Source organism: Ensifer sp. Root31 (assembly GCF_001424825.1).
GTDB lineage: Bacteria > Pseudomonadota > Alphaproteobacteria > Rhizobiales > Rhizobiaceae > Ensifer > Ensifer canadensis.
Genome location: NZ_LMCO01000016.1, coordinates 136,834 through 148,896, shown reverse-complemented (window position 1 = coordinate 148,896; position 12,063 = coordinate 136,834). Strand labels below are relative to the sequence as shown.

Here is a 12,063-nt window from a genome sequence, read left to right as displayed (position 1 = left end):
ATCTGGAGATCATGACCATGACTGAACAACGCCCACCACTGCCCCCTTTCACCCGCGAATCGGCAGCGGCCAAAGTCCGAGCTGCAGAGGACGGATGGAACAGTTGCGATCCGCACCGCGTGTCCCTCGCCTACAGCGTCGACAGCTATTGGCGTAACCGCGCGGAATTTGTCCAAGGACGCGAACGTATCGTCGAGTTCCTGGCGAGGAAGTGGACAAAAGAACTCGAATACCGGCTGATCAAGGAGCTGTGGGCTCATGACGGCGACCGCATCGGGGTGCGCTTCGCCTAYGAGTACCGCGACGACTCCGGGAACTGGTACCGGGCATACGGCAACGAAAACTGGGAGTTCGACGAAAACGGGCTGATGCACCACCGTTATGCCTGCATCAATGATCTGCCGATCGAAGAATCTGAACGCAAATTCTTCTGGGATCGGTCTGGGCCCAGGCCAGCGGACCACCCGGGACTTTCCGAATTGGGACTGTAGCACATGCCAAAGATCGTCGCCGAGCGCTCGGACGTAATCCCATCCCTCGCCGAGATCTTTCGGGAGTATGGCTTCGACGGTGCAAGCCTATCGACCATCACCGAAAAGACCGGCCTCGGAAAGGGAAGCCTTTATCACTTCTTTCCCGGCGGGAAGGAAGAGATGGCCGCAGCCGTGCTCGGCGAGATCGACGAATGGTTCGCGACGCAGGTCTTCGAGCCGCTAAGGAGCGCGGACGATCCGCGTTCCGCAATCACCAGCATGTGTAGCTCGGTTGCCGGCTACTTTCGCTCCGGCCGCCGTGTATGCCTCATTGGCGCGTTTGCACTGGACAACGTCCGGAACCGCTTCAGCGATCGGGTCAGGGATTACTTTGCCGAGTGGCGTGGTGCGCTCGCCTCTGCTCTTGAGAGGGCCGGATGCCCTGAACGTGACGCCCTTGCGCTTGCCGAGGAGACAGTAGTTGCCGTCCAGGGGGCCTTGGTGCTCGCCAGGGCGCTCGACGAACCGGAAGTCTTCGAACGAACCCTAGAGCGAATCCAGTCCCGGCTTATTGCGGCGACCGGTGGAGACGAGCAAAGATGAGGGATCGCAAAACAAACTCCGTCGTGCTCGCACCATGGCGGCTCAAGCGCGCCGTAGAGTTCATCGAAATGAACCTAGCGACCCCGCTTCAACTCGTAGACATCGCGCGCGCCGCGGGCCTCAGNCTCGCACCATGGCGGCTCAAGCGCGCCGTAGAGTTCATCGAAATGAACCTAGCGACCCCGCTTCAACTCGTAGACATCGCGCGCGCCGCGGGCCTCAGCCCCATGCATTTCGCTGCCGGCTTCCGGTTCGCGACAGGCCGGAGCCCGCATGCCTATCTGCGCGACCGTCGAATAGAGCGCGCGAAAACGAAATTGTTGAGCGACGACCTGAGCATCGACGAAATTGCGATTGATGTCGGCTTTCGTTCACAGACCCATTTTATCACAGTGTTCCGACGTCAAACGGGGCATCCACCCGCACGCTGGCGGCGTTGCAGCGCTTGCATCGGCGAGCCGTCCGAAGTTGTATGGCGGATGTCTCAGTAAGTGGCACACATACGAACTGCGCTCCGGTTATCGCTGCTCCAGTCTCGACATCAGCTCTCGCGCTGCGACAAGATCTGCTGTGACGGCTCATTCCATGAACCTCGAGCAGACGTCAGCGAGCGCTTTGCTCCATCAAATGCCGGGACTAAACATCTCGCTTCCTTGCAGAGCTTCCAGGCTCTGCTCGACCTCAACGCGCAGCGCGGTAACGAACGATAGGTGCTCGCATGATGAGCCAGAAACGAATCTTCGGCCTCTCCACGGTCGCAACACTCCTGCTCGGCGCGGGCGTGGCGCTCTATGCCGAGCCGGGCGTTGCGGTCTCCAATCCAACGCAGGCCGGATCGACGACGGGCCGGATCAGCGATCCGGCCCCGCAACGGTTCGAGGTTGCTCAGGCCCAGACCGGCGGCGGCTCGACGCTGCCGGGCGGTGCATCCTCGCTCAACGAGATTCGCGCTTCCCCAAAGAACAATATCGTTTCGACGACATGTGGCGTAGAACTTAGCCTACAGCGTCTCTGTTCGGCCGGCGGGACAAGGTACGAGCAGCGAAGTCGATAGCGAACCAAGGTCCTGCACGGGATAAGAAATTTTGAGAATGCTTACGCGCCTTTTCCAAAGGTTTCTCATCTTCTGTCTGGGGGCAGTTAGCGTTTGGCTGATCGTCTTTGTCGTTTTTGACACTGCGGACCACAGACTTCCCTGGATCCTGGCGGTAGGTCTTACCTATGGGCTTGCTGCCTACGTCATTTTGCCAAACGTGGTCCGAATGGGCTTAAAGATTCTCCACCGGAGACTCATCCCTAGATACACCATCACTGGCGACGGCTTGCCCGGCGATCCAGTGAATCTCGTGCTGATAGGCACTCTTCAACAACTTTGCGATGCGTTTGCAACAGCGGGCTGGTCAACAGCCGACAGTTTGGGGGTTGCAAGCTCGTGGCGAATGGTACGAGCGTTTCTGCTCAACACTCCGTACCCGACGGCTCCTTTCAGCACGCTCTATCTCTTCGGACGAAAGCAGGACATAGGTTTCCAGCAGCCCATCGACAACAGTCCGCGCAAGCGCCACCATATCCGCTTCTGGGCGCTGAGCACCGCCCATACGGGCGACGATATCACAGCAGCAAGCTTCTGGCTGAATACGGATAGGCCATCGACTGATCAGCGCGTCTTGTGGGTTGGGGCGGGCACCAGAGATACTGGATTATCGCTGACCAAACTGACGCTCCAAGTGACACACGCTACCGATTCAGATACGAATGTTGAACGAGATCACATAGTCACCCAGTTGAAGTCAAAGCGGGTGATCGGGGATGTCGTCTTGCATCAATCCGGCTCACGTCTACAGACCGGAAAGGTCAACCATTACATTACCGATGGTGAGATCGCCTTCGCCAGCTTGATGGATAATTGACAAGGAGGATCCTTACCTGCTCTACCCTCCTTGGATCCGAGGATCGATGCGCTGAGATCAGCAAAGTCCGGCAGAACTCGAAACAAGACTGCGCAGGGGTCCCATGAGAATTGTGCAACCAGCTACATTCTGGATTGCGGTTTCCGCAGTCGCCTTGGTTGCGCTAGTGCTTTTGCGCGAAATCCTGCTGCCATTTGTTGTTGGCGCATTGCTCGCCTATCTTCTCGTTCCCGCAGTCGACAGGTTAGAGCGGTTCGGGATCAATCGAAGTTTTGCAGCACTAGCCGTCATCTTGCCGCTGATCGTGGGTATTATCGCGGTCATGCTGGTTATGTTCCCGGTTATCATTGGTGAGCTGAGATTTTTTATTGATGAATTTCCCCGCTACATCACGCGTCTGCAATCCCTTATGACCGAAGCAAGCGGCCGCTGGATGCATGACATCATGGGTGAGAATCTTCACATCGAGCAATCTTCCGTCGACGTCGTGAGGGCGATGGGCAGCAAATGGCTCGACGGTTTCCTCAGTTCGCTGTGGTCGAGCGGACGAGCATTGATTTCCCTTCTTTCGCTCCTCGTTGTCACTCCAATCATCGCCATCTATCTCGCCATTGACTGGCACCGAATGATTGCGACAATTGATGGCTGGCTTGCTCCGGAGTACCGCGATGATGGTCGGGCGCTCGGGCGCGAAATCCACGATACTGTTGCCGGGTTCGTGCGCGGTCAGGTTGCCATCTGTCTCATTCTTGCCGTTCTTTATACGGCAGCGTTGAAGCTGACCGGACTCAACCATGCCATTTTGATTGGTATAGCTGCAGGCCTCATCAGTTTCGTTCCCTACCTTGGGGCAGCCACCGGTATCTTGATATCGGTATGCGTTGCGGTGGACCAGTTCTGGCCCAATTGGGCACCTGTCGCTGTTGTGGGGGGCATCTTCATTGTCGGTGAAATGCTTGCCGACTATGTTCTGTCCCCGCGCCTCATCGGCCGGCGCGTCAACCTCAATCCAGTCTGGATGATGTTTGCGCTATTCGCCTTCGGGTGGTTATTCGGCTTCATCGGTGTCTTGCTGGCGATACCTATTGCAGCTTCGCTGGGTGTGGTCCTGCGCTTCGCGAGACGGAAATCACTAGCAAGCGCAGGTCACAACGTTTTGAACAGTCCAGGTACTGAATAGTGAACCCATCACGCCGGCGACGCTTTTAGGCCAGCCTTAACAAGAGCGAGCAGCGCCACGCCCTCACCCATCAGGTCGGGTCACCATGAAATCATTCAGAGAGTCTGTCCCAAGCCGAGGACGATCCAAAAGCAGTTGCCGATTTCAGTGCAGGGATCGCAGCATATCAAGCCAAAGATCTTCCACTCGCCTTCAAAGAGTGTCGCCTGACACGCACTGCGATCTCGGGATCAGCTGCGGGGCCAACATAGGTTAGCACGATCGCGAACGCGTTCACCCACCTGCGCACGGGCCGATCCGCCCGACAACAGGCTTGCGCTGCTCACCGCCATCTTGCCGATGGCATCAATCTCGGCCTGACCCGCATGGCAGATGTTACTCCAGGCCCGACGATGCGGCAGCTTGTGCGTGGGCTCATGAACGGCACATCCGGGTCAATGCTCAAAGAAACCTGCCCCTCACGGCGATCTGGGGAAGTTAATGGTCTTGATGGCAATCTCCGGCTGCATTATTGCGCTAGTCGAAACTGTCTTCAGCCGGGCACTCAAAACATCAATCGACGATGTGCCCCTTGAAGATAGGCAGAGCGCCAAGACCGACTTAGAGGAACTTCACTCTCGCTGGTCGCTACGCCTGTTGGACTGGTCGACGGGCGCCGTAGCATGATTGCCAGTTCATCTGCCTTCATTCCGGTTAGTGGCCTAGCGCGCATCTAGGCGACGTCGCGGTTGCAGCGGTTTCAACGAAACATTTCGGGACGGTCTCGAAAGGCAATCGTTTCGCAGTGATTGCAATGGACCGTCGTGATTTCGGTCGCAAAGTCGCCGTCACACAGGGAGACGGTGAAAGGATGGATGATTTGGAACAGGTAAAATCGGTCACAGGAAAAGGTCGGCGCAAGGCGCTGTGGTTGAGCGCCGCGTTTGTGGCGGTGCTGGCTGCCGGGGCGACGGGTTACAAGATCACACTGGAGCGCGGCGTCGAGAAGCATATCACAGCGCGCGGGGGAACAGTCGGCTCCGTCCATGTGGATTATCTCGGCCGATTTCATCTGCGTGACGTGATGCTGCCGCTAAAGGACGGCCTTAGCGCAAAGATCGCCGGCATCGACGGTCGCCCAAAATTTCTCTTCCTGAATGCGGAGCTCGAGATCGCCAACCTGAGCGCCGAGCTTGCGGGCTACAAAATCGCTGTGCCGCGCGCGAGTGTCGAGCAGCCAAATTTCGACCGTCAGACGGTCGCCGAGATCTTCGCAAACAAGAGCAGCCTGTCATTGCCGGAGCGTATCCAGCGCTTCCAGGCCAATCGCATCTTCGTGCCGGAGGTCGCGATGACCAAAATCGTCGAGGGGAATGAAGACAGGATCGTCTACAGAAACATCGCGCTCGAGGATATCAGGGATGGCCGCGTAGCACGCTACAGCTCGTCCAATGCCAGCCTGGACATGCATGTGGCTGAGGCGACTGAAGACGGGAAGACGAAAAACGCGCGCATCAACGGCTCATTTGGGGCGATGACCGGTAAGGACCTTGACGTGGGCTATGCCGCACGTTTGTACACGCAAGCGGCCGGGCCACAGGACAAGCAGGCCAAGGCGCTTTACGGCCCCTTGTCGATCAAGGATGTCACTCAGACAATAGGCGAGGGCAGCTTCCAATATGATGAGTTGCGCAGCAATGGTCTTAGCATTCGTATGCCGGCTGAGCCGCTTTTGGACACGCTGGACATGCTGCGTTCGGTCAAAAACCCCGACGAATTGCCTGCTGCCGAACGAAACGCCTTTTACATGAAAGTTCTCTCCCTGCCCGATATGATTGGCCCGGGCGATATCCAATTGCTGGGGCTCAAGGTCAAAGTCCCGGGCAAAGACAGTGGCAAGCAGATCGACCTCGATGTCGAACGCACGTCACTTCACCTGAACGGTCGCGAAGTGAACGCGAGCCTCAACGGGATCTCGATGGAAGAAGGCGATGATCATTTCCGGCTCGCTGAAGCCAGCGTCAGCGGTTTTTCCTGGCACCCGACAATGGAGGGATTGAAACAACTCCTTGTTTTGAACGATGATCAGGCTCAAGAATTTGCCTATTCCGCATTGCTGCCCGAGTTCGGGACATTCCGGCTTGCCGGTCTGGATGTCGATCTGCCGAGCGGATCGGCCGACGTTGACGAGATCGCAGCGGTCGATGACGAGGCTGCGGCGCCGAGCGAGACGACGTCTGAGGATGAAGCAACCGCTGCACCGGCAATCGACGCGCCCGATCCCAGCGATAGCAGCCGAAACAGCGATGTCGCCGTTGAGGGCGCGGACGCCGGGCCCGAAGTCTCAGCGGCGCCGGTTGACGCGGACAAGGACGGTTCGGCCATCGACGATGGCGCGGACGCTGCGGCAGATGTGGCTGCCGCTGAAATTGCAGATGCTGCTTCCGATCAAGCGAGTGATCCTGACGCTGTGGATGGTGCCGGTGACGATGCCCTTCCTCAGACTGCGCTCAACGATGATGCAGGCGAAGTCCAAGCCTCTGAAACAATGTCGACCGACATCGCATCGCTCGTGCCGCAGCGCGTGAAATTTTCGCTGAAATCCTATGAAGCGGCGCTCAGTAAACCGTACAATGGCATCCCTACCGATATTCGTATTGTATACGAGGACTTGAGTGTCCCGATGCCAGCAGACGCCAAGGACGAGGCGTTTGAGCATTTGCGAAAGCTCGGCTACGACAAACTCACCTTGTCGGCTGGGGTTGAGGGACATTGGGACGAAGCGGGCAAAAGCTTCGTCATCAAGGATATCTCCCTTGGGGGAGAGGGGATGGGCAGTGTTTCGCTGTCTGGTGTCTTGGCCGGCGTCTCAAACGATTTGTTTTCTGCTGACACGATACGCATGCAAACCGCAGCACTCGGCGTTACTGCACGGGAATTGAAGCTCCGGATCGAGGACAAAGGGCTCTTCGACAAGGCGCTGACTTTGTATGCCCGGCAAAACGACATGACGGCGGAGCAGGCGCGCGGCATGCTGGTGCTGGTCGGATCCACCATGCTGCAGCAGTTCGTGGCCGATCAGCCGAAGCTTCAAAGTGTCGCCGGGGCAGCCTCAACTTTCCTGGGAAGAGCGGGGACATTCACCCTGTCTGTCAAATCGAAGGACGCCGCAGGCATTGGTGCGATTGAACTGATGACAGCCTCCGACGATCCGGCAGGTTTCCTGGAGCGGCTCGATATCGAGGCAAAGGCCGAATAGATCCTCGTCAACGCAGCGCCGGCAGTCGTTTGACGTCGGCGTTGCATCTTGTTGCGTATGGGATCTAAACCCATGCCTATGTATCTCGTTTTCCCGGCAGCACTGCTTTCGGCGGGGCGCATCGGATTACCGCGTTGGGCTAACATGTTGTTGGCTGACATCGCGCCTGCAACGGACCGACGCTTGACCCCTCGCTCTTGCGGCTCAAGAGGCGTTGCGTCCTCAGACACTAGGAGAGATCCGGCACGCCTCCCTCTAAAGATCGCGGTCAGAGAGCTTGTCGCGAAGGGCAGACGGGTGCGGCAGGATTGAACGACTGAATTTTTTTTGGTAGGGACTGTCGTGGCTCTTCTCGATTCCCTACTCGCTCGGTGCGAAGCGCCTTTCACGCCACCACAATCGGAACTTTGGTCGGCGACGCCTTGACCCGGTTGTAGAGGTCGATGACGTCCTGGTTGATCATGCGCACGCAACCGGAAGATGCCTGAGTGCCGATGGTCCACCATTCGGGTGAGCCGTGCACGCGATAGCCAGTGTCGTGGCTGTCCTTGTAGATATAGTGTGCGCGGGCGCCGAGCGGGTTGTCGAGGCCACCCGGCTGACCGCCCGTCCATTTCACCAGCTCCGGCTTGCGCGCGATCATCTCTTTGGGCGGCGTCCAGGTCGGCCATTCCTTGGTGTACTGGATCTCGGCGCGGCCGCTCCATTCGAAGCCGGCCTTGCCGATGCCGACGCCGTAACGGATCGCTTCGCCGCCTTCCTGCACCCAATAGAGATGCCGCTCGTTGAGCCGCACCACAATCGTGCCCGGCGCCTCGCCGGTCGGATCGATAACGATCTGACGGCGGAATTCCGGCCTGATCTTCTGGAATGGAACTGCCGGGATCACGAGGCCATTGTCGATCAGCGAGGCATACATCGTGCCGTTATCGGTGATGTTGCTGTCGACGCTGAGCGGTGGGATCGAACCGGTCGGCATGCGGTCAACGCCCCCGGGCGGCATACCACCCGACGGCTCGATTGATCCCAGCTCCGGGAATTCGAGCGTCTGCGAGCAGCCGGAGGCGCCAAGCAGTGTCAGGACACCGAGGCCCGAAAGCACGGCGCGGCGGGAGACGAAGTAGCCGGACTCCGGTTTGGTGGCGCCGGAGGACAGCGCCTGATCTTGCGGCTTACGCATGCACTCATTACCCCAAACGAACGGTCGGCATCATGCCCACCGGATGGGCCGCATTTTCACAATTCGTGGTTAAGAAAGCGTGAAACCATTGCCGGCCGTGCCCCACCCTTCGGCGCGTTCGACATGCCGCTCGTGCACCGGTGGTGACGATGTCGGCGACATTTGTCAGTGTGCCCGCATATCTCGTTCTGTTGATGTCTCCGTTGTGGTGGATCGGCGACCCGGCATTGCTTGCAGCCTCAGCGCGGGATTCCTGTTCGGTTATCTCTGCTCTGCCACGGTTCATCATCTCGTGCATTATCGACCGGGACGCCAAGGATCGCTGTGTTCGCGCTCAAGCGACGCCATGCGCTGCACCACCACGTGACGCCGGAAGGCAACTTCGGCGTGACCTCCGGCCCCTGGGATCGGGTGTTTGCAACCGACATCCAGCCGCGCCGCAATCCACGGCGCGCCCAACCCAACGGGCGTCACCTCGCAGAGAGATAGACGCGTTCGTGCCATAGATTTATCGCTCGCAAGGACGATGAAGACGCCGTCCCGCCACTGAGCGACTACATGACGCCGAAGCGTTCGAATGCCTCGACCGTGGACATGCCGGCCTCGATGGCAAGGCGAACCTTGTTTTCAGTTTCTGCCTTTTCGAACGCCAGCGCGATCGCTTCCCGTTCCGCCTCGCGCGGAATGACCAGAACGCCGTCGCGGTCGCCGAACAGCATGTCGCCGGGCCGAATGCGGATGCCGCCGATCTCGATCGGAACCGCATAGTCGACGACCTTGCCGCGCGGTCCCTGATCCTGAGCATAGGATCCGTAGCAGAAGGTCGGGAAATCGAGGGCCAGGATGCCGCTGCTGTCTCGGCAGTATCCGTCGCAGATCGCACCTGCGGCTTTCAGCTGGATCGCGCGTGTCGACATCAACTCGCCCCAGACGGCGTAGCGCGGCGAGGCGCCTGAACATACGTAGATTTCGTTGGGTTTCAGGCTGTCGAGCGCATGGAACATCAGGCCGAAGGGCTTGGAGCTGATCTCGGCGTGGCCGCCGGCTCCCGCGGTCGCAAAGAAATCCGCCTCAAGCACCGGCATGGCGCGCCCGACTGTCACCATGTCGTCGCGCAGGGCCCGGATCTTCGGCGGCAGGAACTGATGCTGTAGCCCCATCGTGTCCAGAATATCGCCGACAACGGCGGTGAAGAGCCGGCTTCGCATCGCCGTGAACAAGTCGGCATCGTCTTCAAAAATCTTCATAGTGTCACCTGTTTGTTCCTTGCGGCCTTGACCGCTGAAATGCCGTGCATCACGCCGCGGATCTCGGCGAGCCCCTTCAGTCGGCCGATGAGCGAGTAGCCGGGATTGATCCGTTCCTTGCCAATGTCGTCGGCAAGGAGATGCCCATGGTCTGGACGAACGGGGATCTGCCAGTCGTCGCGCCCCTCGGCACGCCGGCGCTCTTGCTCCTCGAGAAGGGCGAGAATGACGGCCGGAATATCGCTCGAGCCACCAAGATGGTCGGCTTCATGAAACGACCCGTCAGCTTCGCGCTGAACGTTGCGCAGATGGGCGAAATGGATGCGGGAGCCGAACTCACGCACCATGGCCGGCAGGTCGTTTTCGGCGCGGGTGCCGTAGGATCCGGTGCAGAAGGTCAGGCCATTGGCGGGACTGTCGGCGGCTGCCAGGATGCGGCGCACGTCATCCGCAGTGGATACGATCCTCGGCAAGCCGTAGAGCGGGCAGGCCGGATCATCAGGATGAATGCAGAGCTTCACCCCGACCTCCTCGGCGACCGGCACGATCTCACGCAGGAAGCGTGCGAGGTTTTCATGCAGGTCCTCGGCGCTGATGCCATCGTACTCCGCGAGCGCTCCAAGAAAGCCGGCGCGATCAAACTTACGCTCCGATGCCGGCAGGCCGGCAATCAGATTGCGTTCGATACGGTCGATCTTTGCTGGATCCATCGCGGTAAGCCGCGCCTCCGCCGTTTCGATCTGGGCGGGCGAATAGCTCTGCTCGACACGTGGCCGTTTCAGCACAAAGAGATCGTAGGCGGCGAAATCGATAGCATCGAAGCGCAGCGCATATCCGCCGGTCGGCAGCGGATGCATGAGTTCGGTGCGGGTCCAGTCGACCACCGGCATGAAATTGTAGCAGACCGTGCCAATGCCGCAGCGCGCCAGCGCGCGCATCGTGTCCTTGTACCAGCCGATGTAGCGTGCGCTGTCTGACGATGCCAGCTTGATCGAATTGTGCACCGGAATGCTCTCGACCACGCTCCAGCGCAGGCCTGCCGCCTCGATCAACGCCTTGTGCTTCAGGATCTGATCGTCGGACCAGGGCGAGCCGTCATAGACGTCATGAAGCGCTGAGACGATGCCCGTCGCCCCTGCCTGCCGGATGTGGCTGAGCGGCACCGGGTCATCCGGGCCATACCAGCGAAAGCACTCTTCCATCGGCCTCATCTCTTAAACTCCTGCGATCTCGGGATGATCTCTATTGTTGGACCAGATGACGCATTAAGGATCGGCGTCGGCGCAAATTCAAGCGAAAATACGTTGAGATTGTTGTTTTTCCGGCACGGCGGCAAAAATTCCGATGCAGCTCTTGACTTGTCACTCAATCTGGACCAACAAATAGAACCGCACACAGGAGGAGAACGTGGCGCACAATTCGGCAAAACCGGCGCAATCGACAGGTGTCGAGCCAGCTGAGGTCGGCAAGACGTCTGCGGTCGATAGGCTCGTCGAGCAGATCAGGGATCTGATCGCCGAACGCGGCCTCGGGATTGGCGATGCGCTGCCGACCGAGCGCGATCTTGGTGAGCAGTTTCAGGCCGGACGGAATACGGTTCGCGAGGCGCTTCAGGTCCTGCGAGCCTATGGTCTGGTCGAGACGCGGCCGAAGGTCGGTGCCGTCATCAGCGGTGGTCATGGCGAGGCGATCCGCAGGCTTTTTGCCTTTCACAACGGCATATCGCCCGATTCCTTCCGCGATCTGCAGGGTTTCCGCCGCATCATCGAGACCGGCGTCGGCGACCACATCATTCTTCATGCAAGCGAAGCCGACCTCGACAGGCTGGAGGCGGCCAATGCTCGCATCCGGACGGCTGAGAGCGTCGAGGAGGCGGCCCGCTACGATTACGAATTCCACGAGGCTATCGTCGAACTCTCAGGCAACAGGACGACCCTTGCTGCCTACCGGATGATGCGCACCGTCATCGAGGAAGTCATGCGCCTCGGCAAGGCGGAGCGGCCGGTCCAGTCGGCGACCTACGAGGCCCATGCCGAAATCATCGGCGCGCTGAGGGCGCGCGACCGAATTGCCTATGCCTATCTCATGAGCCGCCATCTCGAATTCGGCCTCAAATTCGTCGGCGCGCCGACCAGTGGACAGTCCGCCGCGACCAAGACTTGAGGCTGCGGCGGCATCGTCTTCCGCATTCAGTCAGAACCGGCCCCTTTGCCCGCGGGGCCGGCAACACGA

11 protein-coding genes are annotated in these 12,063 nt (G+C 59.3%); 8 read left to right on the top strand and 3 right to left on the bottom strand.

What is annotated here, in order from left to right:
- Window positions 1-17 precede the first annotated feature (17 nt).
- The 7 genes from ASD00_RS17030 to ASD00_RS16995 all read left to right on the top strand — a co-directional run bounded on the left by ASD00_RS17030 (window position 18) and on the right by ASD00_RS16995 (window position 7,404).
- Window positions 18-491, top strand: coding sequence for a nuclear transport factor 2 family protein (locus tag ASD00_RS17030; protein ID WP_082523610.1), 474 nt, complete (start codon window positions 18-20; stop codon window positions 489-491).
- A gap of 3 nt (window positions 492-494) precedes the next feature.
- The gene (locus tag ASD00_RS17025; protein WP_025429587.1) at window positions 495-1,076 is read left to right on the top strand and encodes a TetR/AcrR family transcriptional regulator; all 582 of its coding nucleotides are present in this window, start codon (window positions 495-497) and stop codon (window positions 1,074-1,076) included.
- 125 nt (window positions 1,077-1,201) lie between these two features.
- Window positions 1,202-1,567, top strand: a 366-nt coding sequence (locus tag ASD00_RS17020) for an AraC family transcriptional regulator (RefSeq protein ID WP_082571795.1), incomplete at its 5' end; no start/stop codon positions are given.
- 230 nt (window positions 1,568-1,797) lie between these two features.
- Window positions 1,798-2,130 (top strand): hypothetical protein, encoded by a 333-nt coding sequence (locus ASD00_RS17015; RefSeq protein WP_156585642.1) that lies wholly within the window; start codon window positions 1,798-1,800, stop codon window positions 2,128-2,130.
- A gap of 31 nt (window positions 2,131-2,161) precedes the next feature.
- Window positions 2,162-2,986, top strand: coding sequence for an LssY C-terminal domain-containing protein (locus ASD00_RS17010; protein WP_057207655.1), 825 nt, complete (start codon window positions 2,162-2,164; stop codon window positions 2,984-2,986).
- 103 nt (window positions 2,987-3,089) lie between these two features.
- Entirely contained in the window at window positions 3,090-4,166 is a 1,077-nt protein-coding gene (locus tag ASD00_RS17005; protein ID WP_057224345.1) for an AI-2E family transporter, read from the top strand.
- 850 nt (window positions 4,167-5,016) lie between these two features.
- A complete protein-coding gene (locus ASD00_RS16995) occupies window positions 5,017-7,404 on the top strand; it encodes a hypothetical protein (protein WP_057207652.1) in 2,388 nt (795 codons plus the stop codon).
- 385 nt (window positions 7,405-7,789) lie between these two features.
- Here the strand turns inward: ASD00_RS16995 and ASD00_RS16990 are convergent, their stop codons facing one another.
- From ASD00_RS16990 to uxuA, 3 genes are all read right to left on the bottom strand, one after another.
- Complete coding sequence (locus tag ASD00_RS16990; RefSeq protein ID WP_057207651.1) at window positions 7,790-8,584, bottom strand: L,D-transpeptidase; 795 nt, start codon at window positions 8,582-8,584, stop codon at window positions 7,790-7,792.
- A 554-nt stretch (window positions 8,585-9,138) separates the two neighbouring features.
- Window positions 9,139-9,831: an RraA family protein gene (locus ASD00_RS16985; protein ID WP_057207650.1), complete on the bottom strand. Its 693-nt coding sequence runs from the start codon at window positions 9,829-9,831 to the stop codon at window positions 9,139-9,141.
- Complete coding sequence (gene uxuA, locus ASD00_RS16980; protein ID WP_057207649.1) at window positions 9,828-11,033, bottom strand: mannonate dehydratase; 1,206 nt, start codon at window positions 11,031-11,033, stop codon at window positions 9,828-9,830. The genes ASD00_RS16985 and uxuA overlap by 4 nt, the downstream gene beginning before the upstream one ends.
- A gap of 205 nt (window positions 11,034-11,238) precedes the next feature.
- On the opposite strand from uxuA, the gene ASD00_RS16975 reads away from it, so the two are divergent.
- Window positions 11,239-11,994 (top strand): FadR/GntR family transcriptional regulator, encoded by a 756-nt coding sequence (locus ASD00_RS16975; RefSeq protein ID WP_057207648.1) that lies wholly within the window; start codon window positions 11,239-11,241, stop codon window positions 11,992-11,994.
- The last annotated feature ends 69 nt before the right edge of the window (window positions 11,995-12,063 follow it).

What these genes read in the sequence shown, in the direction of transcription:
- ASD00_RS17025 (WP_025429587.1), top strand. Translation starts at nt 495, where the DNA reads ATGCCAAAGATCGTCGCCGAGCGCTCGGACGTAATCCCATCCCTCGCC.
- ASD00_RS17015 (WP_156585642.1), top strand. Translation starts at nt 1,798, where the DNA reads ATGAGCCAGAAACGAATCTTCGGCCTCTCCACGGTCGCAACACTCCTG.
- ASD00_RS17005 (WP_057224345.1), top strand. Translation starts at nt 3,090, where the DNA reads ATGAGAATTGTGCAACCAGCTACATTCTGGATTGCGGTTTCCGCAGTC.
- ASD00_RS16995 (WP_057207652.1), top strand. Translation starts at nt 5,017, where the DNA reads ATGGATGATTTGGAACAGGTAAAATCGGTCACAGGAAAAGGTCGGCGC.
- ASD00_RS16990 (WP_057207651.1), bottom strand. Translation starts at nt 8,584, where the DNA reads ATGCGTAAGCCGCAAGATCAGGCGCTGTCCTCCGGCGCCACCAAACCG.
- ASD00_RS16985 (WP_057207650.1), bottom strand. Translation starts at nt 9,831, where the DNA reads ATGAAGATTTTTGAAGACGATGCCGACTTGTTCACGGCGATGCGAAGC.
- uxuA (WP_057207649.1), bottom strand. Translation starts at nt 11,033, where the DNA reads ATGGAAGAGTGCTTTCGCTGGTATGGCCCGGATGACCCGGTGCCGCTC.